At 64.9% G+C, this 24,224-nt stretch carries 20 protein-coding genes and 1 tRNA gene; 10 read left to right on the top strand and 11 right to left on the bottom strand.

The window, feature by feature from the left end:
- The first annotated feature begins 12 nt into the window (after positions 1–12).
- Both dnaG and rpoD read left to right on the top strand, forming a co-directional pair.
- The gene (gene dnaG / locus AC3WLX_RS29780; RefSeq protein WP_492338672.1) at positions 13–2,016 is read left to right on the top strand and encodes a DNA primase; all 2,004 of its coding nucleotides are present in this window, start codon (positions 13–15) and stop codon (positions 2,014–2,016) included.
- A 377-nt stretch (positions 2,017–2,393) separates the two neighbouring features.
- Entirely contained in the window at positions 2,394–4,529 is a 2,136-nt protein-coding gene (gene rpoD, locus AC3WLX_RS29775) for an RNA polymerase sigma factor RpoD (RefSeq protein WP_492338671.1), read from the top strand.
- Positions 4,530–4,683: 154 nt separating this feature from the next.
- On the opposite strand, the gene AC3WLX_RS29770 is transcribed toward rpoD, so the two are convergent.
- From AC3WLX_RS29770 to AC3WLX_RS29760, 3 genes are all read right to left on the bottom strand, one after another.
- On the bottom strand, positions 4,684–4,920 hold the full coding sequence (locus AC3WLX_RS29770; RefSeq protein ID WP_492338670.1) for a hypothetical protein: 237 nt from the start codon (positions 4,918–4,920) through the stop codon (positions 4,684–4,686).
- Between the two features lie 464 nt (positions 4,921–5,384).
- Positions 5,385–5,729 carry a hypothetical protein gene (locus AC3WLX_RS29765; RefSeq protein ID WP_492338669.1) on the bottom strand — a complete coding sequence of 115 codons (345 nt, stop codon included), beginning with the start codon at positions 5,727–5,729 and terminating at the stop codon, positions 5,385–5,387.
- Positions 5,730–5,953: 224 nt separating this feature from the next.
- On the bottom strand, positions 5,954–6,475 hold the full coding sequence (locus tag AC3WLX_RS29760; protein ID WP_492338668.1) for a hypothetical protein: 522 nt from the start codon (positions 6,473–6,475) through the stop codon (positions 5,954–5,956).
- Between the two features lie 171 nt (positions 6,476–6,646).
- On the opposite strand from AC3WLX_RS29760, the gene AC3WLX_RS29755 reads away from it, so the two are divergent.
- Entirely contained in the window at positions 6,647–7,453 is an 807-nt protein-coding gene (locus AC3WLX_RS29755) for a lytic murein transglycosylase (protein ID WP_492338667.1), read from the top strand.
- Between the two features lie 402 nt (positions 7,454–7,855).
- Here AC3WLX_RS29755 and AC3WLX_RS29750 read toward each other — a convergent pair whose 3' ends face one another.
- Positions 7,856–8,686 carry an SDR family NAD(P)-dependent oxidoreductase gene (locus tag AC3WLX_RS29750; RefSeq protein WP_492338666.1) on the bottom strand — a complete coding sequence of 277 codons (831 nt, stop codon included), beginning with the start codon at positions 8,684–8,686 and terminating at the stop codon, positions 7,856–7,858.
- 119 nt (positions 8,687–8,805) lie between these two features.
- On the opposite strand from AC3WLX_RS29750, the gene AC3WLX_RS29745 reads away from it, so the two are divergent.
- From AC3WLX_RS29745 to AC3WLX_RS29725, 5 genes are all read left to right on the top strand, one after another.
- Positions 8,806–9,180 (top strand): response regulator, encoded by a 375-nt coding sequence (locus AC3WLX_RS29745; RefSeq protein ID WP_492338665.1) that lies wholly within the window; start codon positions 8,806–8,808, stop codon positions 9,178–9,180.
- 231 nt (positions 9,181–9,411) lie between these two features.
- On the top strand, positions 9,412–10,023 hold the full coding sequence (locus AC3WLX_RS29740; protein ID WP_291629010.1) for a LysE family translocator: 612 nt from the start codon (positions 9,412–9,414) through the stop codon (positions 10,021–10,023).
- 711 nt (positions 10,024–10,734) lie between these two features.
- Positions 10,735–11,946 (top strand): GGDEF domain-containing protein, encoded by a 1,212-nt coding sequence (locus tag AC3WLX_RS29735; protein ID WP_492338664.1) that lies wholly within the window; start codon positions 10,735–10,737, stop codon positions 11,944–11,946.
- A 34-nt stretch (positions 11,947–11,980) separates the two neighbouring features.
- Positions 11,981–12,604, top strand: coding sequence for a peptidoglycan recognition protein family protein (locus AC3WLX_RS29730; RefSeq protein WP_291629014.1), 624 nt, complete (start codon positions 11,981–11,983; stop codon positions 12,602–12,604).
- Positions 12,605–12,673: 69 nt separating this feature from the next.
- Positions 12,674–12,817 carry a hypothetical protein gene (locus AC3WLX_RS29725; RefSeq protein ID WP_492338663.1) on the top strand — a complete coding sequence of 48 codons (144 nt, stop codon included), beginning with the start codon at positions 12,674–12,676 and terminating at the stop codon, positions 12,815–12,817.
- Here the strand turns inward: AC3WLX_RS29725 and rpoH are convergent.
- Both rpoH and AC3WLX_RS29715 read right to left on the bottom strand, forming a co-directional pair.
- On the bottom strand, positions 12,814–13,713 hold the full coding sequence (gene rpoH, locus AC3WLX_RS29720; RefSeq protein ID WP_291629016.1) for an RNA polymerase sigma factor RpoH: 900 nt from the start codon (positions 13,711–13,713) through the stop codon (positions 12,814–12,816). The two genes, AC3WLX_RS29725 and rpoH, sit on opposite strands and share 4 nt — an antisense overlap.
- Positions 13,714–13,930: 217 nt before the next feature.
- On the bottom strand, positions 13,931–14,938 hold the full coding sequence (locus tag AC3WLX_RS29715) for an RluA family pseudouridine synthase (RefSeq protein WP_492338662.1): 1,008 nt from the start codon (positions 14,936–14,938) through the stop codon (positions 13,931–13,933).
- Between AC3WLX_RS29715 and AC3WLX_RS29710 the strand changes: the two genes are divergently transcribed.
- Entirely contained in the window at positions 14,937–15,281 is a 345-nt protein-coding gene (locus AC3WLX_RS29710) for a hypothetical protein (RefSeq protein WP_492338661.1), read from the top strand. The two genes, AC3WLX_RS29715 and AC3WLX_RS29710, sit on opposite strands and share 2 nt — an antisense overlap.
- 219 nt (positions 15,282–15,500) lie before the next feature.
- A tRNA-Glu gene (locus AC3WLX_RS29705) sits at positions 15,501–15,575 on the top strand.
- A gap of 291 nt (positions 15,576–15,866) precedes the next feature.
- Here the strand turns inward: AC3WLX_RS29705 and gmtX are convergent.
- The 5 genes from gmtX to AC3WLX_RS29680 all read right to left on the bottom strand — a co-directional run bounded on the left by gmtX (position 15,867) and on the right by AC3WLX_RS29680 (position 24,074).
- Positions 15,867–16,553 (bottom strand): gamma-mobile-trio protein GmtX, encoded by a 687-nt coding sequence (gmtX, locus tag AC3WLX_RS29700; RefSeq protein ID WP_492338660.1) that lies wholly within the window; start codon positions 16,551–16,553, stop codon positions 15,867–15,869.
- Positions 16,554–16,788: 235 nt separating this feature from the next.
- Entirely contained in the window at positions 16,789–18,993 is a 2,205-nt protein-coding gene (locus AC3WLX_RS29695; RefSeq protein ID WP_492338659.1) for an AAA family ATPase, read from the bottom strand.
- Between the two features lie 5 nt (positions 18,994–18,998).
- Entirely contained in the window at positions 18,999–19,454 is a 456-nt protein-coding gene (locus AC3WLX_RS29690; RefSeq protein WP_492338658.1) for a hypothetical protein, read from the bottom strand.
- Positions 19,451–22,531, bottom strand: a complete 3,081-nt coding sequence (locus AC3WLX_RS29685) for a VPA1269 family protein (RefSeq protein ID WP_492338657.1) — start codon at positions 22,529–22,531, stop codon at positions 19,451–19,453. Before AC3WLX_RS29685 ends, AC3WLX_RS29690 begins: the two co-directional genes overlap by 4 nt.
- On the bottom strand, positions 22,524–24,074 hold the full coding sequence (locus tag AC3WLX_RS29680; protein ID WP_492338656.1) for a hypothetical protein: 1,551 nt from the start codon (positions 24,072–24,074) through the stop codon (positions 22,524–22,526). The genes AC3WLX_RS29685 and AC3WLX_RS29680 overlap by 8 nt, the downstream gene beginning before the upstream one ends.
- Between the last annotated feature and the right edge of the window lie 150 nt (positions 24,075–24,224).

Below are 24,224 nucleotides of genomic sequence, written 5' to 3'. Positions count from 1 at the left end.
ACCCCGAGCCCCATGCGCTTCACGCCCCAGTTCCTCGACGAGCTTCGTGCCCGGCTTTCGGTCTCCGAAGTCGTGGGCAAGCGCGTCAAGCTGAAGAAGGCGGGGCGGGAGTGGAAGGGGCTGTCCCCGTTCCAGCAGGAGAAGACGCCGTCCTTCTACGTCAACGACCAGAAGGGCTTTTACCACGACTTCTCCTCCGGCAAGCATGGCGACATCATCACCTTCGTGATGGAGACCGACGGCCTGCCGTTCGCCGAAGCCGTCGAGCGGCTCGCGGGCATGGCGGGCCTGCCGCTGCCGGCGGTGACGCCGGATGCCGCGCGGCACGAGCAGCGGCGCAAATCGCTGCATGACGTCATGGATCTCGCGGCCAAGTTCTTCGCGGAGACGCTGGCCTCGCGGGTCGGCGCCAAAGCGCGCGGCTATCTCGCCGACCGCGCCATTTCACCGGCGACTCAATTGCAGTTTCGCCTCGGCTATGCCTCGCCCGATCGCTTCGCGCTGAAGGAGCATCTCGGCAAGCTCGGCGTTTCCGTCGAGGACATGGTCGAAACCGGGCTGCTCGTGGCCGGCGACGACATCCCGGTGCCGTACGATCGCTTCCGCGACCGCGTGATGTTTCCGATCACCGATTTGCGCGGCCGCGTCATCGCCTTCGGCGGGCGCGCGTTGGAGAAGGACGTACCGGCAAAATACCTGAATTCGCCGGAGACGCCGCTCTTCCACAAGGGCGACAATCTCTACAATCACCAGACCGCGCGCAAAGCCACGTATGACGGCAGCCCGCTGATCGTGGTCGAAGGCTATGTCGACGTCATCGCCATGGTCACCGCGGGCTTTGCCGGCGCCGTGGCGCCGCTCGGCACTGCGCTCACCGAGAGCCAGCTCGCGCTGCTCTGGAAGATGGCGGACGAGCCGATCCTCTGCTTCGACGGCGACCGCGCCGGCCAGAAGGCGGCCTATCGCGCCGCGGACCTGGCCTTGCCCTTCCTCGCGCCCGGCAAGAGCCTGCGTTTCGCGCTGTTGCCGGAAGGGCAGGATCCCGACGATCTCGTCCGCTCGGGCGGGCGCGGCGCGGTCGAGGAGGTGATCGCTGCGGCCCGTCCGCTCGCCGACATGATCTGGTCGCGCGAGCTCGAGGGCGGAAATTTTGCGACGCCCGAGCGCCGCGCCGCGCTGGAGGCGCGCATCAGGGAGCTCACCAACGGCATCCGCGACGAGGTGGTGCGGCGCTATTATCGCGACGAGTTCGTCGAGCGGCTGCAGCGCACCTTCGCGCCCGAGGGCGGGCGCGGCGGCTTCGGCGGCCGGGGCAATTTCCGCCCGGGCGGTGGCCGCTCGTTCCAGCCGCGGGCAGGCGCGAATCGATTCGGCGGCCAGGGATTCGGCGGAGGCCGCCGCGGCACGCCCGGTTCCATCCCGCTTCCCTCCGGCCCCTACCAAGCGGCGAGCCCCCAGCTGGCGGCGAGCCCGATCATGCGGGGACAGCGCAGCGCGATCTCCCGCCGGGAAGCCCTGATCCTGCAATGCCTGATCAACCACCCCTGGCTGCTGCATGAGCATCTGGAGGAGGTCGCCGCCCTGGAACTCGCCCATCCCGAGGCGCACAAGCTCAGGGCCGGCATCATCGCCGCCTTCGCCAACGACCATCACCACTCGCCGGACCCCGGCGAGCTCGCCGAAAAGATGCGCAGTGATCTCGATCGGGGCGGTTTTTCCCAGGCCCTTCAACGGGTTGAGGGCGCCATCACGACCCAGGCGGTGTGGGCCGCTCTGGAGGGCGCGGCACGGGACGACGTTCTTGCCACCTGGCACCAGCTCGTTGCCTTGCATCGGCAGTGGCATTCACTACTTAGAGAGCTGAAAGACGCCGAGCTGGCCTTGGGGGAGGACCCCAGCGAGGCCAATCTGGCATGGCTGCGTGATGTCAAGGCTCGGATCAGCGAAGTCGACGGCACCGAGGCCCTGATCGAGGGTTTTGGCGAGCTGTCGGGCCGGCTCCAGAAGAGCACGTGATGAAAGAATCATGCGGACGGCCGCGGCCGGAACCGCTAAAAGACTCGCCAAATCCTAGGTTTGGCGGCAAAAACAGGGTTAATCGAGGCTTAACGGTCTTGTAGCACTTTGGCCCAGAGGCGGCCGCAGGCAGAACAGACGCGTCAGGAATGAATCCGCGCAATCACTGTTGGCAATATACCTGCATCCGCCGCGACAAAGAGGCTGACGAAGCGTTAGGCAATTCCGGCGAGAGAAAGTTGGGGGTGGCGAGAGGTTTGTGCGCCGCCCTTTCCGTGTCGAGAGCTGCCGAAGCGAGAGCGTCGAGCAACAGGTTCATGTGAATTCACGCGAAGGCGCGGCGGGCGTCTCGCATGAAGCGCGTTTAGGAGCAATGGATGGCCACCAAGGCAAAGACGCTGCAGGCGAAGGACAAGGAAAAGGACGACAAGGCAGCGGATGCGCCGGAGAAGGACTCCCAGGACGCGCCGTCTCCCTTGCTCGACCTGTCCGACGCGGCCGTCAAGAAGATGATCAAGCAGGCCAAGAAGCGCGGCTTCGTGACCTTCGATCAGCTCAACGAAGTCCTGCCGTCCGACCAGACCTCGCCCGAACAGATCGAGGACATCATGTCGATGCTCTCGGACATGGGCATCAACGTCACCGAAGCCGACGACAGCGAAGGCGAAGAGGAGAAGGACGAGGGCGAGGACGAGACCGACAACGAGCTCGTCGAGGTCACCCAGAAGGCTGTCACCGAGGTCAAGAAGAGCGAGCCGGGCGAGCGCACCGACGATCCCGTTCGCATGTATCTGCGCGAGATGGGCACGGTCGAGCTGCTCTCCCGCGAAGGCGAAATCGCGATCGCCAAGCGCATCGAGGCGGGCCGCGAGGCGATGATCGCGGGCCTGTGCGAAAGCCCGCTGACCTTCCAGGCCATCATCATCTGGCGCGACGAGCTCAACGAAGGCAAGATCTTCCTCCGCGACATCATCGATCTCGAAGCCACCTATGCCGGCCCCGACGCCAAGGCCGGCATGAACACGGCGATGATCGCAGGTCCCAATGGCGAGAACGGCGAAGCCTCGGCCGAGGGCGGCGAAGCCACGGCATCCGGCGCCGCGCCCGCGCATGTCGCACCGCCTGCAGCGCCGCCGGCGCCGACCCCGTTCCGCGCGGCCCCCGCGGCCGCCCCCGAGGGCGAAGAGAAGGATCCGGGCGAGGCCGCGGCCGAGTCCGACATGGACGACGACGAGTTCGAGAACCAGATGTCGCTCGCGGCAATCGAGGCCGAGCTCAAGCCGAAGGTGGTCGAGATCTTCGACCGCATCGCCGACAGCTACAAGAAGCTGCGTAAGCTTCAGGAGCAGGACATCCAGAACCAGCTCCAGAACGAGTCGCTCTCGCCGCACCAGGAGCGCAAGTACAAGAAGCTGAAGGACGAGATCATCGTCGAGGTGAAGTCGCTGCGCCTCAACCAGGCGCGCATCGACAGCCTCGTCGAGCAGCTCTACGACATCAACAAGCGCCTCGTCTCGCACGAGGGCCGCCTGATGCGCCTCGCCGACAGCCACGGCGTCGCCCGCGAGGACTTTTTGCGCAACTACACGGGTTCTGAATTGGATCCGCGCTGGCTCAACCGCGTCTCGAAACTCTCGGCCAAGGGCTGGAAGAACTTCGTCCACCACGAGAAGGACCGCATCAAGGACCTCCGCCACGAGGTGCATCAGCTCGCCGCGCTGACCGGCCTCGAGATCGTCGAGTTCCGCAAGATCGTGCACTCCGTGCAGAAGGGCGAGCGCGAGGCCCGCCAGGCCAAGAAGGAGATGGTGGAAGCCAACCTCCGCTTGGTGATCTCGATCGCCAAGAAATACACCAACCGCGGCCTGCAGTTCCTTGACCTGATTCAGGAAGGCAACATCGGCCTGATGAAGGCGGTCGACAAGTTCGAGTACCGCCGCGGCTACAAGTTCTCGACCTACGCCACTTGGTGGATCCGGCAGGCGATCACGCGCAGCATTGCGGATCAGGCCCGCACCATCCGCATCCCCGTGCACATGATCGAGACGATCAACAAGATCGTGCGCACGTCCCGCCAGATGCTCAACGAGATCGGCCGCGAGCCGACCCCGGAAGAGCTCGCCGAGAAGCTCGGCATGCCCCTGGAGAAGGTCCGCAAGGTCCTCAAGATCGCCAAGGAGCCGCTGTCGCTGGAGACGCCGGTCGGCGACGAGGAGGATTCACACCTCGGCGATTTCATCGAGGACAAGAACGCGATCCTCCCGATCGACGCCGCGATCCAGTCCAACCTGCGCGAGACCACCACGCGCGTTTTGGCCTCGCTCACCCCGCGCGAAGAGCGCGTGCTCCGCATGCGCTTCGGTATCGGCATGAACACCGACCACACGCTGGAAGAAGTGGGACAGCAGTTCAGCGTGACGCGCGAGCGTATCAGGCAGATCGAAGCCAAGGCGCTGCGGAAGCTGAAGCATCCGTCGCGGTCGCGGAAGCTGCGGAGCTTCTTGGATAATTGATCGCATGCAGCGATCCAAAGCAAAACGGCGGGCCTTGGCCCGCCGTTTTTTGCTGTGCCGTGCTTGCTAGCGCGCCGAAACAATCCAGAGTGTTTCCGCGGAGGCATTGCTGGACTGCTTCGCGGCGCTCGCAACGACGTGGAGCAGTCACACCCTACTTCTTCTTCACCCCCACCCGTTCGATCCGCTTGATCTCCAGCGGCGGTCTCCCGCTCTTCTCGGCGATCTCACGGTCCTGTTCCCTGATGAAGCTGCGCGCGGGTTCGTCGCCGTCGAGGCCGCCGAGGAGCTCGGCGGGCACGCGGCGGTTGGAGCGTTGGGAATCGTCTTCGTAGACGACGTTGAAGAAGGCGAATTCGCCTTTCGGGTTGGTTCCGGGTTTTTTGGCCATGGCGGCTTGTCCACGATCAGGACGCCGCAGTCAAATGACTTTCGGGCTTATGGCTTTCGGGCTCGTCGCCATGCCCTTAAATACATGCCCTTCAAGACATGCCCTGCAATAAACGGCGGGCCGAAGCCCGCCGTTTATCTCTTCAGCGTCGCCCGGGGCTGGCGGGGCGACAACCTAAAATAGAAGGCTATAGAAGGCGTCCTGCGATGGCAAGCAAATCGTGACGGCGCTGATGTCGCAGCGAGCGCATCAGATATGCGCTGGTTGCGACAGGCGGTGCCTACACGCATCGAAGCAATTGTTTCGGTTCGTTGAACCACATTATTCGTCCTCGCAATTGCACAACGCAGCGCGGGCAGCGCGCTGCGCAGGAAGGTGCGCCAAGCTGCAAATCTTCCCGACTGCGTGCAGATGATGTGATCCGGTATGTGCGGCGGCTGGCTTTGCCCGTCGCGGCGGGCGCGTCACTGCGCGCGCGGGCGTTGCACTTCCTGCAATGCCAGCGGCGATCCGTGACCGCTGTCCCTGTCGCCGTCTTTGCCGCTGTCCTCCTTGCGCCCCTGCGCCATGATCGCGCTGCCCATCGCGGCCGAGCCGAACGTGATGAGGAAGGAGGCCAGCAGCACGGCGAGCGCGATGCCGGGGGAACTGTCGGCGAAGATCAGCTCGCGCAGACGGCCGGGGTTGAGCCAGAGCAACCCGCCGACGAGGATCGCCGCGGCGCAGGCACCGATCGCGAGGTTGATGGCGAGCAGGCGGAACAGGGGGATGCGGAGCAGGGAGGGGCGAGGCTGCTGATGGCTCGACATGGCTGGTCGTTTCATACGGGCTTAATGGAGTTACCGATCGCGCGGAGGTGCGGCGCACGCAAGGTTATCATGGCGCCCCAGCTCTCCCATCCGTCATTCCGGGGCGCGACGAAGTTGCGAGCCCGGAATCCATCGGGCGGCAGAGACGGTGGAGGAATGGATTCCGGGTTCGCGCGTTGCGCGCCCCGCAATGACGAGGGGAGGGCTTGGCGATACCATCCGCCTCACGCCGCCGGCGCCGCCCGGCTGTCCGCCACGCGCGCCGCCTGCTGCCGCTCCATCATGGTCTGCCATAGCGTCGCGATGCTCGCTTGCGTCTGCGGTGCGATCAGGCAGTGGCCTTCATTGTCGAAACCGCAGAACCGCACGGACGGATCCTTCTTCACCTCGATCAGCGCCTGGTTGATCATCTCCAGGCAGGTGAGGACGCTGCCGATATCCGGCAGGCGGGTGTGATGCAGGATGTCCATCAGGCGGAAGGTCATCACCGCGGGCCGGCCGATGCTGATGCCGGGGCGGCCGAGCTCGAGCAGCACGTTCACGGCCGGAAGCACGCCCCTGATATGTTCCAGCACGCCGGCGACGTCCTCCACGCTGCAGGCGACGAGGTGGGCGGCCTGCGGCGGGATCGTCGCGGGCGCGCGCGGGCTGAGGCCGAGCGAATGGATCACCTCCTGCTCGATCCATTGCCGCACCGCTGCAGGAGCATTGCGGATCTGCTCGGTGCTCAGGGTAATTCCGGTCATGGATTCATCTCCTCGGCGGCTCGCCTGTTGGCGTCCCAATCTAGAAAGCAGGCGCGTGAGACAGTTTGATGCGGATCAAGCCCTCTTCTGATTCAAGTCTTGCGCTTTGACGCTCGCTGCTTTCCCGGGCATGATCGCGCTGCTTCCAGGGATTTTCGGGGATTGCTCCACATGCTGAGACTGCTGCTCGCCGCCGCCTTCGTCGTCTCTCTGGCCGGCGGATCGGCGCAGGCCGCGCGCTGCGGCGGCGACTTCAACAGCTTCATCGCCAGCATGACGCAGGAGGCGCAGTCGGCCGGCGTCTCGGCCAGCGTGACCAGCGCCGCGCTCGGCGGCGTCACTCCCGACCCTGCGGTGCTCGCCTTCGACCGGCGCCAGCGCTACACCTTCAACAAGACCTTCGAGCAATATGTCTCGACCCGCGTCGGCCCCGGCCGCATCAATGCCGGCCGCGCGATGCTCCAGCGCCATGCCGCGCTGCTCTCGCGCGTCGAGCAGAAGTTCGGCGTGCCGCGTTACATCCTCGTCGCGATCTGGGGGCTGGAGAGCGATTTCGGCAAGGGCGACACCGGCAAGCTGCCGGTGGTCCGCACGCTGGCGACGCTGGCGCATGACTGCCGCCGCACCGATCTGTTCCAGGGCGAGCTGCTCGCCGCGCTCAAGATCGTGCAGCGCGGCGACCTGCAGCTGCGCGACATGATCGGCGCCTTTGCCGGCGAGATCGGCCAGACCCAGTTCCTGCCGTCGTCTTACATCAAGTACGGGGTCGATTTCGACGGCGACGGCCATGTCGACCTCCGCCACAGCATCCCCGACGTGCTCGCCTCGACCGCGAATTTGCTCCACACCAGCGGCTTCAAGATGGGCCAGCCCTATGGCGAGGGCACGCCGAATTTCGAGGCGATGCGCGAGTGGAACAGGGCGGTGGTCTATCGCAAGACCATCGGCTATTTCGCGGACCGGCTGGCGGGGCAGTGACTTCACCCTCCCCTGGAGGGGGAGGGTCGATCGCGCGAAGCGCGAGCGGGGTGGGGTGATCTCTCCAAGCGGGCAGTGTCGGATGTGGAGAGACCGTCACCCCACCCCGCTACGCATTCCGCTTCGCTACATGCGTAGCGACCCTCCCCCTCCAGGGGAGGGCTATCGCATTTGGCTCGTTGCGCGAGCTGAGCGCGCGCCTCGTCCTTCGAGACGACCGCTTCGCGGTCTCCTCAGGATGAGGCTAAGCGGCATCGGAGCCCGTTGAAACAGGCTCAACGTCCTCGATCCTCATCCTGAGGGCCCGCCAACGGCGGGCGTCTCGAAGGATGGCCACAGGCGAGATCGCGCCACATGCGATTGCCCTGCCCTTCATGGGAGGGTGAAGCGAGCGCCACGCGCCTACGTCCCCTTCGCCATCTTCTCCAGTCGCCGCTGCAGCGGCGCCCAGTATGTCCCCGGGCGGAAGCGCTGCAGCAGGTCGATGAAGCGGGCGTCGTTGCCGATCAGGATGCGCGGCTCGTTTCGCTCGATGCCCCTGATGATGCGCAGCGCGGCTTGCTTCGGCGTCGTCTTCGCAGCGGTCTCGAACCGCTCGATCGATTGCGCGCGGCGGGCATTGTCGGTGACGCCGACGCCGGTGCGCGCGTTGCGCGCGATCGCGGTGGCCACGCCGCCGGGATGCACCACCGACAGCTTGACCGGGCTGTCCGCCACGCTGAGCTCGTGCCGCAGGCTCTCGGAAAAGCCGCGCACCGCGAACTTGGCCGCCGCATAGGCCGCCTGGCCCGGCGGCGCGATGATGCCGAAGATCGAGGAGAGGTTGACGATGTGCGCCTCGGGCCTCGTCTTCAGATGCGGCAGGAAGGCCCGCGTGCCGTGCACGACGCCCCAGAAATTGATGTCGAACAGCCAGTCCATCTGCGCCTGGTCGATCTCCTCGAACGAGCCCATCAGCGCCACGCCGGCATTGTTGACGACGATGTTCAGCGCCGGATGGGCCGCGACCGCCTCGCTCGCGAACTGCGCGATGTCATCAGCCTCACCGACGTCGACGCGGTGGACGCTGACCTTGCGGGCCGGGCCGATCTCCGCGGCCAGCGCCTTCAGTCCCGCCTCGTCTCGGTCGGCGAGCGCGAGATCGCAGCCGCGCTGTGCAAGTTCGATGGCCAGCGCGCGGCCGATGCCGCTGGCGGCTCCCGTGATGGCGGCGGCGCCGCGAATCGTCGTCATGATGCTCCCCGTCAAGCCTTGATGCGGGAACTATGCTTTACATTTTTTCAGAATGGAACCGAACCTCGGGCGCCCCAGGTTTTTAACATTCGTTACTAGGCATGCATTGGGAGCCGCCGATGGGACAATCGAAACCATTTCGCGCGACAGCGCTCATCGTTGAAGACGACATCATGCAGCGTGAGATGCTGTGCGTTCTCCTGGAAGAGAGCGGTTATCAGGTCATCCAGTGCGAAAGCGCCGAGGCCGCCGAGCGCGTCCTCGACAAGAACGCCGGCGTGCTCTCCCTGATGCTGACGGACGTGCAGCTTGCCGGCCGCATGAACGGGGTCGAGCTCGCTCACGTCGCCAAGGATCGCAATCCCAGGCTCGACGTCGTCGTCACCTCCGGCCGCCCCCTGATGCAGCCCTTGCCAGATGGCGCCAAATTCTGGGCCAAGCCCTGGGCGCCGCTCGACGTGCTGCGCGAGGCCGAGCTCGCGCAGCTGTCCTGAGACGAGAGCTTCGCCTGTTGCGAAGCAAATCCACTATCAATCCCGTCATCCTGAGGTGCTCCCACGCGACGCAACGCGTCGCGCGGGAGCCTCGAAGCATGCAGGGCCGAGATGCCGCGATAGCCGGGCCGTCGCCCTTCGAGGGCCGCTGAAGAAGCGGCCACCTCAGGGTGACGGTCTGGGATCGAAACCCGGCTTCCCCACCGCGAAGGGCGGTGATAGCGTCGGTCCATGACCTGGTCCTTCCTGCTCACCTCGCTCATCGTCGTCGCGTCGCCTGGTACCGGCGTGCTTTACACGCTGGCGGCGGCGCTGACCCGCGGCTCCCGCGCCAGCGTGGCGGCCGCCTTCGGCTGCACGCTCGGCATCGTGCCGCACATGGCGGCGGCGATGCTGGGGCTTGCCGCCGTGCTTCACACCAGCGCGCTCGCCTTCGCCGTGCTGAAATGGTGCGGCGTCGCCTATCTGCTCTACATGTCCTGGCAGGCGCTGCGCGAGACGGGGGCGCTGGCGGTCGACGGCGAAATCCGCGAGCGCTCGAACGGCCGCGTTGTCGTCACCGGTATCCTGATCAACATCCTCAATCCAAAACTGTCGATCTTCTTTCTCGCCTTCCTGCCGCAGTTCATCGCGGCGGACGAGGCCCATGTGCTGGCGCGCATGATGGAATTGAGCGGCGCGTTCATGGCGATGACGTTCGCGGTGTTCGTGGTCTACGGCCTTTGCGCCGCCGCGGTGCGCGAGCGCGTCATCTCCCGCCCGCAAGTCATGGCCTGGCTGCGCCGCAGCTTTGCCGCGGGCTTTGCCGCACTCGGCGCCAAGCTCGCTTTGTCGGAGCGGTAGGCTCTTCGTCAGCTCTCGAAAAGTCTCGTCATGCCCGGGGCCTTCGCCGCGCCGAAGCGGCTTCGGCCGCGCAGGCGGGACAAGCCCGGCCATGACGCCATCAGAGCGGGGGCGCCTCGAATACTCACTCAACAAAAAAGCGGGCCTTGCGCCCGCTACCTTCAAACTCTTCGACCCGACGCCCGGGCGGAGCTCAGTCCACCCGGGCAAAAGAAACAGAAGCCTCGTTACTTCTTCTTCGCCTTCTTGGCCTTTTTCGCCTTCTTCTTCACCGCCTTCTTCGCTTTCTTAGCCATAGTATCCTCTTAGGGGTTAATGGTGGAACGCGACACGAGGGATGCTCGGCGGAGGGCCAGCCTCGCAACATCCTCGACGACAAACTCAGCAGATTCGCAGGTCTCTGCCCCGCACCGTCATATCTCCGTCATCACGTTATCCACAGCTCAGATGCATTTTCGGGTGATTTTGCCGCGCGAATCCGCTTGGCGCGCGCCCGTTGCACCGCCCTCGCGCCCGTCGCAGGCTTGCTTAATGCTTCCGGAATCCGTCCGCAGGATTCATCAATCCAAAACCAATGCCCGAGTTTACGCGATCGCGGTGAGACTCCATTAAGCGCGTCGCGCGCATGATCCACCACAAGAACACGGGGGCGGGTATGTACGGGCAGTTGCCAAACGAAGAGGGCGGGATCATGCGCGTCCCGCAGTCGCCATGCTGAGCGTGCCGACACTCTGGACCGTCATCGTCATCAACTTCCTGGCGCTGGGCCTGATCTGGGCCTACGTGTCGCACGCCTATCCCAAATTCGAGGCGGCGCGGTACTGGACGGCGGCGGCGGTGCTGGCTGCGGCAGGCGCGGCGGTCTCGATGCTGCGCGACGTGATGGATCCGGGCTTTCCGCTGATCGGCGGCGGCGCCCTGATGATCTTTTCGTCGTGGCTCGCCTGCATGGGCGTCGCCCGGTTCTATCACCGGCCGGTGTCCTGGCCGGCGGCGGTCGCCAACTCCGTTCTGTGCAGCGCCGGTCTCGCCTTCTTCCTGCTCGTCACCGACAACATGCCGATGCGGGTCCTGATCTACTCGCTGGGTCAATCGACACCGATCGTGTTGACGCTGCCGCTGCTTCTCGGAAGGCAGAGCGGCCGGGAAAACCCGGGCGCGCGCCTCGCTGCGATCGTCGGTTTCCTGCTCCTGTTCATTCACGTGGTCCGCTCCGCCGCGGCGCTGCTCGGCTATGGCGGTCCCATCGTCGCCACCAGCTTCAACGGCTTGCAGGCGCTGATGATCCTGCTCCTGGTGTTCCTGGGCATGGGCTGGAACTTCGCCTGCCTGCTGATGGCGATCGAGCGGTTGCGCAACGAGGTCGCGGACCTTGCGCTGCTCGACGATCTCACCGGCGTCGCCAACCGGCGGCATCTCCTGCAGCGCCTGACCGAGGAATGTGCCCGCTCGGGACGCAGCGGCGCGCCGTTCTCGCTGCTGGTGATCGATCTCGACGGCTTCAAGGCCATCAACGACACTCACGGCCATGCCGCCGGCGATGCCTGCCTCAAGCACTTCACCCTGATGGCGCAGACGCGGCTGCGGCCCGGCGACATGCTCGCCCGCACCGGCGGCGACGAGTTCTGCGTCGTGCTGCCGTCCTCGTCGCTGCGCGAAGCTGCCACCATCGCCCGCCGCGTGCTCGAGGCCTGCCGTCAGGATGCCGAGGCTTGCACCCCCGGCGACATTCCGATCGCGATCTCGATCGGGGTCGCGGAGTGGGATCGCAGCATCGGCGATTTCCCCGACCGCCTGATGGCCAATGCCGACCACGCCCTGTATGCCGCCAAGAAGAACGGCAAGAACGATTTTGCGGTCTATGATCCGGCCCCGCCGCCGCTCTCGCCCGAGACGATCGAAGCGCTGCGCAAATTCGCGTAAAGTGGGCTTGCCTCGGTTGCATTGGACGTGCCTGATGATGTCTCGCCTGGCTGCGGCTGCGTTCGCCGCGCTCCTTCTTGTCGCTCCTGCCGCCGCTGACGATGCCGAGCTTGCAAGGCTCGCGCGCGCCTCCGGCACGCCCGACATTCCCGGCCTGAAGATGGTCTGGCTGGCGCCCTGGGGCGACGTCCGCAACGCCAACCCCTGGCGCAACATCATCGTGCACCAGACCGAGGGACCCGCGGGCTCGGCGCGCGGCGGCGCGCTGGCGCAGGCGAAGAACCCGACGCGGCGCGGCGTCACGGTGTGGGTCGAGACTGACGGCACGGTGTATTGGGCGGTCGCCGAAAACCTGGTGCCGACCCATGGCGACGGCGCCAACCGCAACGACAACAAGTACATCGACAACAAGTCGACCTATCGCCAGGTGGTGCGCGACAATTCGATCGGCGTCGAGTTCGCCGGCAACTATCCCGATGTCACGACGGCACCGACCGAGGCGCAGGTCGCGGCGTGGAAGATCCTCGTCAAGGTGCTGCGCACGCGCTACGGCATCCCGCTCGACCGCGTCTATGCGCACAACTGGATCGACTACAAGGACGCCCGCTATTGCGAAGGCTGCACGCTCGCGACCATGGCAAGGCAGTGGGGGGAGTAGTTGGTTGTCATTCCGGCGCGCCTCTTGGCGCGAACCCGGAATCCATCTTGTGTCAGAGTTGGTGGATAAATGGATTCCCGGCTCGCGCTGCGCGCGCCCCGGAATGACGGCGGAGTGCCCACCCTCCTCCTTCACGGCAACAAAAAAGCCGGCGTTGCCGCCGGCTTTTTCGCTCTTTCGATCCGCCAATCTCTCGTGCTGGACGTCGCTTAGTGCGCGGCTTCCAGCGCAGCCTGTTCGGCCCTTGCGATCGTGCCCTTCACCGCGGACTGCACCTTCTCGAAGGCGCGGACCTCGATCTGGCGGACGCGCTCGCGCGACACGCCGAACTCGGCGGCAAGGTCTTCCAGCGTCATCGGATCATCGGCGAGGCGGCGAGCCTCGAAGATGCGGCGTTCGCGCGGGTTGAGCACGCCCATGGCGCCGTTCAGCGCGTCACGGCGGTGATCATACTCCTCGTGCTCCGCCATCATGGCTTCCTGGTTGGGCGTATTGTCGACCAGCCAGTCCTGCCATTCGCCGGCTTCGCCGTCGTCGCGGATCGGAGCGTTCAGCGACGCGTCGCCGCCGAGGCGGCGGTTCATGTCGATGACGTCCTGATCGGTGACGCCGAGGCGCTTGGCGATCGTCTTCACCTGGTCGGGGCGGAGATCGCCCTCGTCCAGTGCGTTGATCTTGCTCTTCGCCTTGCGCAGGTTGAAGAACAGCTTCTTCTGGTTCGCGGTGGTGCCCATCTTCACGAGCGACCAGGAACGCAGGATGTACTCTTGAATCGACGCCTTGATCCACCACATGGCGTAAGTAGCGAGACGGAACCCCTTCTCGGGCTCGAATCGCTTCACCGCCTGCATCAGGCCGACATTGCCTTCCGAGACGACCTCGGAAATCGGCAGGCCGTAGCCGCGATAGCCCATGGCAATCTTGGCCACGAGCCGGAGATGGCTGGTGACGAGCTGATGCGCCGCGTCCCGATCGTCATGCTCGCGCCAACGCTTGGCGAGCATGTACTCTTGCTGGGGTTCCAGCATCGGGAACTTGCGGATCTCGGCGAGGTAGCGAGATAGGCCGGATTCTCCATTGAGGACCGGCAACGAAGCGGTACGGGCCATAGTGCGCCCTCCAAATGGTTCAGGCCCCCGATAGCGGCGGGCCAGGCAGACGACCGCTGTGTCAAAGCCGGCCGGGCTGCGATGTTCCGCGTTGGTCATTTCAACGCACGCGCAATATACCTCATTGGGGGTCAAAAAGGGAAGGATTGCTGACGTCACGTCCCCGTGTGGCAGCTATAACTTTTTGTAATGTAAAGCCTTTCTGAAGCCGGCTGCGTCATAGCGCCGCTTTGAGGGCGCTTTCCAGGAGAACCAAATCCTCCGGCAAAGGCGCCTCCCAGTGCAGAAGTTCTCCCGTCCTCGGGTGCTCCAGCACCAGCAGGTAAGCATGTAAGGCCTGCCGTCCCAGCGCCGCCAATGCTGATTGCGACTCAGGGCCCAGCTGGTTCGCCTTGGTCTTGAAATGCGGGCCATAGACCGCATCCCCCATCAGCGGATGGCCGATATGGGCAAGGTGGACGCGGATCTGGTGCGTGCGGCCGGTCTCGAGCTCGCAGGCGAGCAGGGCGGCCACCGGCTTGCCGTCGCGGCCGGCAAAGCTCTCCAGGATGTCCCAATGCGTCACCGCCTCGCGGCCGCCCTGGCGCACGGCCATCTTCTCGCGCGCATGCGGATGGCGGTCGATCGGCGCATCGACGGTGCCGCGGTGCCGGTGCGGCACCCCCCACACGAACGCCATGTAGCCGCGCCGCATCTCGCCGGTCCGGCCGTGGTCGGCGAATTGCGCCGACAGCGCGGCGTGGGCGAGGTCGTTCTTCGCCACCACCATCAGCCCCGTCGTGTCCTTGTCGAGCCGGTGCACGATGCCGGGCCGTCGCACCCCGCCGATGCCCGACAGCGAGCTGCCGCAATGGGCGATCAGCGCATTCACCAGCGTGCCGGTCTCGTGGCCCGCCGCGGGGTGCACCACGAGGCCCTTGGGCTTGTTGATGACGACGATGTCGTCGTCCTCGAACACGATATCGAGGGCGATCTCCTCCCCCTTGGGCTCGGCGGGCGCCGCCTCGGGCACGTCGATTATGATCGTATCGCCGGGACTGACGTGATAAGCGGGGTCGCGGACCGCGGCGGCCTTCAGCTGCACGGCGCCCGCCAGGATCAGGGCCTTCAGCCTCGATCGCGACAGGTCGGTGAGGCGCGCCGCCAGCACGCGGTCGAGCCGGGCCGAGCCCTCGTCGCCCCCGACCACGACCTCCAACCGCTGCGCTGACCCAGAGCTTTCCATGACGACGTCTGATACCGCTGTTCCCGAACCGACCCCCGAGCAGGCCGCGCTGTTCGCGCGGGTGCGGCGGATGATGCTGATCGCGGGGTTGACCACGGCGCTGGCGTTCTGCGCCGTGCTGATCGCGGTGGGCTACCGCCTTTTCAAGTCCGAGGGAAGGGCGGTGGAAGCCGGCGGCGACGTCATCGCCACCCTGCCGAAGGGGGCTCGAATCGTTTCCACCGGGGTCGCCGGAGACCGGGTGGTGGTCACGTTGGACCTCGGCGGCGTGACCGAGATCCGCACCTTCGACGCCCACACGCTCAAGCCGGCCGGAAAGCTGAAATTTGCCAACGAGCCGTAAAACGGCGGTTCGGGTCCTTGCGGCGGACAAATTTCGAGGCTATTGGCTAACCCTCACGCTCCCTTCGTCTAGCGGTTAGGAAGATAAATACCCCCCTCCGACCATACCATGTATGTAGGTGATAGGGTTTTTGCCTCGGTATATGTACCGAAAGGGAGTGTAGAGAGCCTATTTTGGTAGGTTCGCAAAGACTAGTAGAAGGCCCGCTTCGCGGACCTTGCTCCGTTCGTCTATCGGTTAGGACAGGGCCCTCTCAAGGCTCAAAGAAGGGTTCGATTCCCTTACGGAGCGCCACCGTTCAGCATCATCTCATCCGGGCGCAAGAGCGCCTATGCCGCGCCAAGCGGATGCCGCACTGTTCAATGCAGTGATCCTCGAAGCTGCTTGATGATCTCCCGCAGGTCATCTGCGTACTCCTCGATCATGCGAAGCATCTCTGCCGTGCGCCGCGACGCCGGGACAGGGAGCCTTTTGCCAGGCTGGCTCTCACTGGGTGATTTCATTCTTAAAGCATCGGCCGACGCCCGTGTCTGTCTGTTGATTCAGATCAACGGTCCCACGCGAGCCGACGAAGTCCCGGACTGCTCATTCCGGCAGTTCGTAGCTTTTCGAGATCTTCCGGAGTGCCGAGAGGAAGCCCGGGTCCGCGACCGCCTGCCCATCGACGGTGTGAACGCCGTCGTCCTTAGAGGGCTTCAGGTGTTTCGCCTTCATCTTCTTGGGGTTGATGAAATCACGGACAGCGTCGAGTTCGGCTGAGGTAAGAACAAGGTCTTCTCCGCCGGTCAGGCTTCGATGCTCCGGCCCCTCCGAGAGCCTGATTTCACGCTCCTTCAAGAGCTTTTTGAGGGTGTTAATCTCGTTGTACCGGCCCTTATTCTGAGCGAACACCAGCGTGATTTGGTGCCTCAGGACGGGGTCCTTGATGCTGTGGAGGTCGCTCTCGGTCAGTATCTGGACGCCCTTGCGCGGCGAGGGACGGTCGGCCGCGATAAAGGCATCGGCCACACGCTCCCATGCGCGAAATACGTGCATGTAGCGGTTGCCCTTGGCGCCTCCGTTGCGGATCGTCTGCTCGCTCAGGTCGTTGTGACGACGAGCAACCTCGGCGATGGTGAGCGGCTTTTCGCCAGGCGTGGTCGCGAGCCTCTCGCAGATGCCCGACAGCACGTCGAGCTTCCGCTTGACGCTTTCGTTGGAAGTCGTGGCTTTCTGGTCGGCAAGGCAGGCCTTCGCTGCCTCGGTCAACTGCGCAATCAACTGCTTGCTCACGATGTCCTCCTCAAATTCTCGATTTCAGAAGAATTCCGCTCGGGCTCACCAGGGATCAATCGAAGGATCCCGTCCGCCCTCTCGCTCAAGACCCTGCCGCCGCCGTGCTCACCTGCAAGGGACGCTTCGCTCTCCGCCCTTGCAGTTTGCGCGCGTCGTCGCCGGACGGGTCGCGCGAGGGCGGCTCCGGGGATCAATCGAACGAACGTCGGGAGCCCGGATGAATTCCTTGTTGTCACGGCCATTGCAGCCCCGTTTTCCTGAAGGTCGCAGCGGGAGGCTTCGCTACGGCGGTACCGAACACGTTCCTGTCGCCGATCAAGACGACCTGCTCCTCGGCGCGCGTGACCGCCGTGTAGAGCCAGGACCGGTCGAGCAGGCGGGTGCCGTAGATCGGAACGACGACGCGCCTGGCGCTCGATCCCTGACACTTGTGACAGGTGACCGCATAGGCCAGGTCGAGGTCGACGAGGTGTTCGTCCCCAAGCTTCTTCGGCTCGCCGTCGCCGTCGAACAGGACGCTGACAGCGCGACTCTCGAAGTCGAGCTCGATGACGTGCCCCAGCAGTCCGTTGAACAGGCCGGCGCGGTAGTCGTTGCGGCCGAAGATCACCGGCTCGCCTACCGAGAAACGCCGCCCGAAGAAGCCCCGAAGCTCCTCGCGACCAACAGCGACGTGGCGGGCGTGCCGGCGTTCGTTCACGGACTCCACGCCGGCCGCGCCGCCGATGGTGGCGGTCACCACGAGAACGTCGGCAGGACCGCCCAACCGCTCGATGACGTCGTCGAGGGCGCCAGCAAGGTTTTCTGAAGCTACGTCGACGAACGAGATGCCGTGGGTCGGACCGGCAAAGGGCGAGAAGTCGGGCAGACCGCCCGTCCGGATCGCCGAGGCGGCCGCGGGGATGCCGGTGGCGGCCGCTTGGCGATGAACCTGCGTCAGGCGGGAAGTGATAGAGGGGTCGCCGACGAGCTTGTGAAAAACCAAGCCAAAACCGATCGGCGGCAATTGAGCCTCGTCGCCGACGAGCAGCAGCCGGCTGCCGGGGCGGAGCCGCTTGGCCAGCTTGTCGAAAGTCGGGAGATCGACCATGGAAGCCTCGTCGACGACGACGAGCGTGCTGTCGGTGATCCGGCTGAGGCCGTCCAGCTTCAGCTTGGCCTTCTGCTTTTCGTCTTCGGACGCGTTTTCGTCGACGAGAAGGGCTTCGAGGTCGTCGCGCTCGGCGAGCTCCGCCAATGTCCTGGACAGGGTTTTCGCCAAACGGCCGGTCGAACGGGACAGCCGCAGCGCCGCCTTGCCGGCGAGGGCGCACAGGAGCACGTCTCCACCGAAGCGGATCCACAGGTCACAGATCAGCTTGCAGGTGAACGTCTTGCCCGTCCCCGCGCCGCCGACCAGGCACGCCAGAGGGCGGGACATGATCTGGACCGCAGCGGCGTTCTGTTCGGGCTGGAGAGCCCGCCCGGGACCCGCTAGGTCGGCCAGGATCTCGGCCCAGCGACTTGGCGCCATCGCCTTCAGGCGCGGCTCCAGCGGCCTGGAAGAGAGGGTCTTGAGGCGTTCGACGAGATCATCCTCGAGAGCCGCGGCCCCGGGAGCCCGCAGTTGGTCGCCGGCGCGCAGTGCCGCTCCGTTGCCGAGAGCGGCTTTCAGCGCCAAATCGCAGTCGGCCAGCGCCCCCAGCAGCGCGCCGAGTTCGGCAGTGAAGTCTGCGAGCGATGCGGCCGTATCGCCCCGACGGAGCATCCGTTTGACCGCCTCGTCGGCGGCGCCCACCCAGCGCCTGGCATTGCTTGAGGGTTCGCGCCCATCCTCGCGGAGAAGCCGCCTGCCTAGCTCGTCCATCTGCTTCCACGACAGCAGAGGGGTCATGACGTAGGGGTTCGCCGCGACAAGCTCCATGGCGGCATTTCCGAACACGCGATGGATTTGGCGGACCACCCGGAGGTCGTGTACTCCAAGCCGGTCCAGCCAGGCGACGAGCGCTGCTTCGCTGCTCGCAGTGCGCCAGGCAGAGACGGCCAGCACGGCGAGGCGCTTTCCGAGAACCGGCTTCTCCGGCGACATGGCCGCAGCGATCGCGTCCAGCATGTCGTCGGTGGAAAGCACTTCGGGCAGGTTCTCGCCGAAGGCGTTCCACAGCCGATCAGCGCGCTCAGTCCCGACGCCGGGCACGTGAGAGGCGAGAAATTGTTTGACCAGGCGGCCAGACGAGAGAAGACGACGACCCGTGCGGACCGACAGCTGGGGGCCGTAGGAAGTCTGCAGGACGTCTCCGTCGATCTCCCAGGTGTCCCCGACTGTCGGCACACCGAGCAGGTGCCGTAGCTCGGCCCGCACGCGCAGCCGCTGTCCATGCCGACGACTACCTTCCTCGGCCACCGTGGCGGAAAAAATTACCCCGTACGGCTTCTCCGAGACGATGCTGTCGACCATCACCCTCATGTGCGCACCGGTGCGGTCCTGAGCACCTGACCGGTCTCCTCGAAGATCCTGATCTGCTCACGCAAACCGTCGATGGTGCGGCGCTGCTTCTCGATGACGGAAGCCTGCTCCGCGACCGTCTTGGCCAGTTCGTTCGACCTAGCTTCCGTCCTTCGCATCCGGTCGGCGATGGCTTTCTCAACATCGCTCCGCGATCCGATCGGCTTCAGCCCCTGCTCGATGGCCACAGCGTTGATGGCCGATTTGAGCTCGGGCTTGTTGAAGAGATGCTGCTCCTGCGACTGCGCACGGCCGAGCGCCAGGATGATGGCGCGCACGTTGACCTTGCTGTCAGGGTTGGCAGGCAGGGTGGGCACGCGGTCGTGCTCGGGCTGCCGCTGCCACTCGATAGCCTGGCGGTCGAGGTAGAGCTCCAGGTCGCGGAGCAGTTCGGGGAGGATGGAACGCGTCACGTGGCTTCCTCTGCCGTTGCGTCGATGGTGGCCGGCGTTCCCGGGCGCGGCAGCGCCAGTCGTTCGATGGGGCGTCCGATCGCCTTTTGGGCGACGGCCTCCAGCCGCTCCCGTAAGCCGCCGTAGTCGGCAAGGCTCTTCCTGCCGTCGATCAGGTTCTGCGCCTCCGTTGCCTGCAGTTCGACGAGGATTAGGGCAGCAAGAGCATCCGCCGCCCGCCGGCGCTCCGCATCGCTCAGGGAGGAGAGGGTGATGGGAGCGTAACCATTCCGATAGAGTATCTTGTCGAGGGAGCTATCTCGCTCCATCTCGAGACCGTCGTCGGCGATCGAGGGAAACCAGCGGGAGGCCTGGACCACCGCGTCGACGAGCTCGAACCTGGTCGATTCCCGTCCGACGACCTCAGGCGACATGTCGTCGGCGAGCAACATGGGCAGCTTGCTGTCACCGTCGGCGGAGGCACCGTCGATCACCCGGATCTTCTCGATCAGGAGCATCGTCGCCTCGGCATCCGCCAGCGCCTGATCGCGCATGACCGCATCGGTCATCCAGGCCTCTTCAAGCTGCCGGATCCGCTGCCGCATGCTGCGCGGGGCCTGCTCGCCGGCGGCGTTCAGCCGCTTGCACTCGACCTTAAGCTTCTCGGTCTCCTTCTGGCAGGCGTCCATCTTCTTCGCGACGCGGTCGATCTTGGCGAAGATCGCGTTGGCGTGAGACCAGAGCGGGATGAGGAACGGCAGGCCGGTCACGAAGAACCGGCAGCGCACGCAATTGCGGTCCCCGCCGGGCACGCGGGCGTATTTAGACCTGTTCTTGCCCTTGTCGTTGCGCTGGACCACGACCGGACCGCCGACATGGCACTGAGTGCCCCCGTTCGGACAGATGCCGATGTCGAGCCTCGCCCAGATGCTGGCTTCGTCGTAGGGGCCCTTCATCTGCCGGACGCCGTCCTCGGTCAGTCGGGCCGTCATCTGCATGGCCTGCTCGAGCGAAGCGCTCTTGAGCAGGTCCGGGAATTCGTCCCGCGCGGTCGCGAGCGCCTGCATGCGGGCCTTGGTCAGGATCTCGTTGACGTGCACCGGCTCGAACTTGGTGTACTTCAGCGTCATCAGGATGGTCGCGTGTCCGGCGACGACCTTGCTCAAGATCTCGATCGGCACCCCCGCCATGTACAGCGAGGTCAGATTCGCCGAGCGCATGCCGTGGATGGTGAAGATGGCGGCCTTCGGAGAATCGCCCTCCCACTTGGTGATGATGTTGACCGGAAAGTCCGGATCTTCCTCCTTCAGGCGGCGCTCGAGCTCCGCCAGCGCATCGTGGAAGAACTGATAGAAAAGCTTGTAGCCTACCGGCGCCTCGTTGCCGCGCGGTCCGGAGTTGTCCGGGTAGCGGAAGAGGTAGAAGCGCGCCGGCAGCATGGTCTTGACCAATTGCGACGGGTCGTCGTCAAAGGCGTTGGAAGGCAGATTCTCGTGCTCCAGCGGCCCCTCGACGGGATTATACTTTTCCTGCCAGGCGCGCATCTCGGCGAGGTTGCGTAGCGCCTCTTCGTGCTGCCACGGGATTTCGTACCCGCTGTTCTCGCCGAACAGGCCGCCGCCGTCCTGGGTCTTGTTGCTGTTGACCCAGAAGCCGGTGATCTGCCCGGTCAGGGTCTGGATTTCCCGGAAGACGCCGCGGCGAGGATTCTTTGCCCCGACGCCTTCCCAATAGCCCGCATGCGGGCCGGTCGCCGCCTTCCAGCGACCAGTTGCGGGGTCCCACGCGCGGGAGTCGCCTTCGCCGCTGTCGAGGCGGCGAACCTGCACGTTGCGTAGCGGCAGATCGAGATGGACGAGCAGCATGCGAGGTAGAACCTCGCAGAACACGGGTTCGGTGGTGCCCTTTTCGGGGTTGAACCAGGTTATCCAGTGGACGCGTTTTTCTTGCCGCGTGAACTCCTTCGCCCACTTGAAGTCCTGCTCCCGGATGATCTCCTTCAGCATCTGGTGGTAGCGGGGCGGCATGGGACGGGCCCGGACGTCGCTATGCGCCGAACTCGGGCCCTTAACCGCCTGGCTCGACTTGAAACGGTCGAGGTCGGCCTCACGGAAACCAAGTTCAATCTTCTTGCCGCCGTTCGCGGCAATTTCGTCGGAAAGATACCTGCAGAAGTGATGGATCTTGGCCACCGCATTGATGCGCGCGGACGCCGCCGACCACTTCTTCGCGTACTCGAGGAGCGGGCGCAGCACCGGCTCGGAAAGAAGCTCCAGATGGTCGCGCGCAGGCTCCGAGGGCAGCCCAGCCAGGTAGGTCAAAAGCAGCCGCAGGCCGTCCCTGTAGTTGTCCTTGGTGAGCACGTTCTGCTGGTCGATCCAGAGTTCGAACTGCTCCTCGATCCACTTCAGGTGTGGTGCGTGGCGTAGGATGTCGGTCAGCCGCGCCGCCGCCTTGGACTTGCGCAGGTCCTGCCGAACTGCGACTGCAAACAGCGGATCGCCGCGAAGGTCGCCGAGCAAGCCTGCGAGGTAGCGCAAATGCTTCCGGGTGGCAGACGGCACCCACGATTTCCAGCCACCGTCGACCCTGAAAGCTTCGGCCATCTTGACCAGGTGAACTTCCTGGATCATCTCGATGCCGTCGATGCCCTCGCCGGCAAAGTGCAAGGCCGCGGCAAATTTCCAGAACACGAAGCTGCGATTGGCCTTCTCTTTCTCGGACCACTTCGATTCCTGGAAGTGCTTCGTTTCCAGGATGACGTTCCTGACGTCATAGAGGCCCGGATCATGGTCGAGGACGCTGCGCGCGAAGCGCTGCTCATTTACTTCGCCCATGGCTGACCGGCCCCACAGCGCGCCCAGCGGCCACAGGATGAGGCCCTGACGATGCAGGTCCATGAGTTCGGAAACGACCTCGTTCTTGGTGTCGAGATCGTCGGTTTCCGCGTGTTTGCGGATGTGAGCTTCCACGATCTGCTGCAATTCGAGGGGCTCGTCGGCCCGGCTCGGAATGAGCGCGAATCGGTCCTCGCTCGAATTGAAGTAGCGCCCCTCGATCAGCTCGTTCGTCATGAAGGTCAAATCGCTGTCAGCCAAAGGGACCTCCCGACATGAACTCGCGGATCTTGAGCAGCGCCTCGGCAGTGGAGCTCGCGAGCGGCGCAACCGCGCGGATTTCTCCTTTCAGTATCTTGTCCTGGGCCTCCCGAAGCTTCTGGCTGATCTTGTTGTTGTCCGGCACGGTGTAGGGCACCTGCGACAAGTAGTTGCGATGATGGAGTCCCTTCTTGATGACCTGCGGAGGGAGCCCCTGCGCTTCGAGCGTCTGGCCGTACAGGTGGCGCAGCGCATGCGTCGTGGTGCCTGCGTATTTCTTGTGTTCGAGACCGATACGCTCGACCGCAGCCGCGTGGCTGCGTTCGTACGCGCCTTCCGAGTACGGTTCTCCGGGGAAAGCTGACCCCTCGCCGTTCTCATCGCCCTTGATGGAGACAAACAGGAACGGATGGTCGCCGCCGCCGGCTTTGATCCGCTCCGCCATGATGGGCGTGCGCACGTAGTTGAGGTAGCCCCAGTAGAGCGCCCAGAACAGCCTGCCGGCGTCGGGGTCGATCCAGAAGACGCAGGACTGGTACCGCGGATCGAGGTCCATTCCCTTCCAACCGGCGTGGAAACCGCCCCGCGTAACGTCGTTGCGCGGCAGCAACCCATACTGCCGCTTCAGGAATTCGCGCCGCGTCATGGTCTCGACCCGGAGGCTGATCGGATCGGTGAATTCGACCTTGGACTCCGCGGGATGGTTGAGCACGACCAGCGCGTGGTCCAGGTTGTTGGGATCCTCGACGACGTCCTGAACCCAGAGATGCAGCCCCTCGGAGCGGCGGAGGCCGCCCCACCCGTCGAGGAGCGCGATCATCATGTTGCGCACGTTGTAGCGATGGAAGACGTTCGCCTCGAGCTCGGCCCCGGGGATCTTGTAGCCCTCCCAGATCAGGCGGGCGGCATGCTCCGGCGGGAAGAACTTGACCGGCTCGGCGCTTCGTCCGGCGGGCTCGCGCCCGTGCTCGACGATGCTCTTCGGCTGCGAGCGCGGAGCGTGAGCGATGTGCTTCAGCATCGATCCCTCGCGCAGCCGGCTCCAACGGATCATGGCAGCCACGTGCTCGCCCGTCTGCGGGATCAGCGGGACGTAGTCCGGAGCGAGCGGCGATCCGCTGCCGGCTTCGTAGTCGCACCAGCCGGCGAACTTCTCGATGGCCTTGATGAGCCCTTTGCAACGCGCGTACGGCGTCGAAGGCCAGTACAGTCCGGTGGGATCGGTGCAGTCGGTCGCGATGGTGCCTTTCGCCAGCGATAGCGCGAAATCGCGGAACAGGTCCCGCGCGCCGCGGTTCGGTCGAGTTTCCCGGGTCGCGACGCTGTAGTCCCAAAGGAGCCCGATGGCCTGCGCGGCAGTGTCTTGCCACGAACTGGACCGGGTCGGGTGCGCTTTGAAGTATTTCAGCAGCGGGCGGAAAACCTCGATCTCGCCGCCGGGATGCTGCAGACAAAGCACGCGTGCCGTCCAGCCTTCCATGCCTTCCACGGGCATTGGAACGGTGACGTGATAAAGCGGCTGCGGCGCCGTGGGGCACCGCACTGTGGCATTTCGAGCCATGTGACGGGCTGTACGGAACGACAAGGGCCGCTCCGCTCCTGATGAACTCTGAACTGCCGACAACATAAACGCACCGACTCTGAACAATACCTAAGCGCCCGCCACATCCTGAGGTGGCGGTAAACGAATCCT

This window comes from Bradyrhizobium sp. FW305-F6 (genome assembly GCF_058782905.1).
Note: the sequence above shows the minus strand (reverse complement) of the source record. Positions and strands in the feature narration are given on the sequence as shown.

What these genes read in the sequence shown, in the direction of transcription:
- AC3WLX_RS29735 (WP_492338664.1), top strand. Translation starts at nt 10,735, where the DNA reads ATGCTGAGCGTGCCGACACTCTGGACCGTCATCGTCATCAACTTCCTG.
- AC3WLX_RS29730 (WP_291629014.1), top strand. Translation starts at nt 11,981, where the DNA reads ATGATGTCTCGCCTGGCTGCGGCTGCGTTCGCCGCGCTCCTTCTTGTC.
- AC3WLX_RS29740 (WP_291629010.1), top strand. Translation starts at nt 9,412, where the DNA reads ATGACCTGGTCCTTCCTGCTCACCTCGCTCATCGTCGTCGCGTCGCCT.
- rpoH (WP_291629016.1), bottom strand. Translation starts at nt 13,713, where the DNA reads ATGGCCCGTACCGCTTCGTTGCCGGTCCTCAATGGAGAATCCGGCCTA.
- AC3WLX_RS29750 (WP_492338666.1), bottom strand. Translation starts at nt 8,686, where the DNA reads ATGACGACGATTCGCGGCGCCGCCGCCATCACGGGAGCCGCCAGCGGC.
- AC3WLX_RS29725 (WP_492338663.1), top strand. Translation starts at nt 12,674, where the DNA reads ATGGATTCCCGGCTCGCGCTGCGCGCGCCCCGGAATGACGGCGGAGTG.
- dnaG (WP_492338672.1), top strand. Translation starts at nt 13, where the DNA reads ATGCGCTTCACGCCCCAGTTCCTCGACGAGCTTCGTGCCCGGCTTTCG.
- AC3WLX_RS29710 (WP_492338661.1), top strand. Translation starts at nt 14,937, where the DNA reads ATGACGACGTCTGATACCGCTGTTCCCGAACCGACCCCCGAGCAGGCC.
- AC3WLX_RS29770 (WP_492338670.1), bottom strand. Translation starts at nt 4,920, where the DNA reads ATGGCCAAAAAACCCGGAACCAACCCGAAAGGCGAATTCGCCTTCTTC.
- AC3WLX_RS29765 (WP_492338669.1), bottom strand. Translation starts at nt 5,729, where the DNA reads ATGTCGAGCCATCAGCAGCCTCGCCCCTCCCTGCTCCGCATCCCCCTG.
- AC3WLX_RS29755 (WP_492338667.1), top strand. Translation starts at nt 6,647, where the DNA reads ATGCTGAGACTGCTGCTCGCCGCCGCCTTCGTCGTCTCTCTGGCCGGC.
- rpoD (WP_492338671.1), top strand. Translation starts at nt 2,394, where the DNA reads ATGGCCACCAAGGCAAAGACGCTGCAGGCGAAGGACAAGGAAAAGGAC.
- AC3WLX_RS29715 (WP_492338662.1), bottom strand. Translation starts at nt 14,938, where the DNA reads ATGGAAAGCTCTGGGTCAGCGCAGCGGTTGGAGGTCGTGGTCGGGGGC.
- AC3WLX_RS29760 (WP_492338668.1), bottom strand. Translation starts at nt 6,475, where the DNA reads ATGACCGGAATTACCCTGAGCACCGAGCAGATCCGCAATGCTCCTGCA.
- AC3WLX_RS29695 (WP_492338659.1), bottom strand. Translation starts at nt 18,993, where the DNA reads ATGGTCGACAGCATCGTCTCGGAGAAGCCGTACGGGGTAATTTTTTCC.
- AC3WLX_RS29745 (WP_492338665.1), top strand. Translation starts at nt 8,806, where the DNA reads ATGGGACAATCGAAACCATTTCGCGCGACAGCGCTCATCGTTGAAGAC.